Raw genomic sequence first — 434 nt, 5'->3', positions numbered from 1 at the left:
GCTCCAGGTCACCCCGACAGAACGAGCAGCCGGCCAGCGGCCGGCACTACCCGATCGCGGTGTTGTTCAGGCCGTCGCCGTGCGCCCACCACCCAGGGCCCGCGCCGGCAGCATCAACAGCGCGCCCAGGAAGGCGAACAGGGCCGAGAAGGTGATCCCCACCAGACGGAACGGCAGGCTGATCAGCCACACGAACGGCCACGCCACCAGGGCCAGGATCGCCAGCGGCCAGCACAGCACGAACAGCAGGCACCACACGCCCAAGGCGAACAGGGTCTTCATCGTCGGTCTCCGTTGGCGGCACCCTGCCGCCCGGAGACCACCATCGCGCCCTGCCCGGGCACACTGCAACGGGTTTGCGACGAAACCCGGGGTACGCCGATGAAACGGTAGTGGGGGGGGGGGGGGGGGGGGGGGGGGGGGGAGATCCATGG

Annotated in this window: 1 protein-coding gene; it reads right to left on the bottom strand. The window is 70.7% G+C overall.

Annotated elements, in window-relative coordinates:
* Positions 1–66: 66 nt before the first annotated feature.
* On the bottom strand, positions 67–282 hold the full coding sequence (locus ACE026_RS12655; RefSeq protein WP_346467990.1) for a hypothetical protein: 216 nt from the start codon (positions 280–282) through the stop codon (positions 67–69).
* Positions 283–434 lie beyond the last annotated feature (152 nt).

Source organism: Stenotrophomonas sp. AGC87 (assembly GCF_057333975.1).
This window is presented reverse-complemented; position numbering and strand designations above follow the sequence as displayed.

Excerpts from the sequence above, each read along its gene's own strand:
- ACE026_RS12655 (WP_346467990.1), bottom strand. The coding sequence starts at position 282 with ATGAAGACCCTGTTCGCCTTGGGCGTGTGGTGCCTGCTGTTCGTGCTG.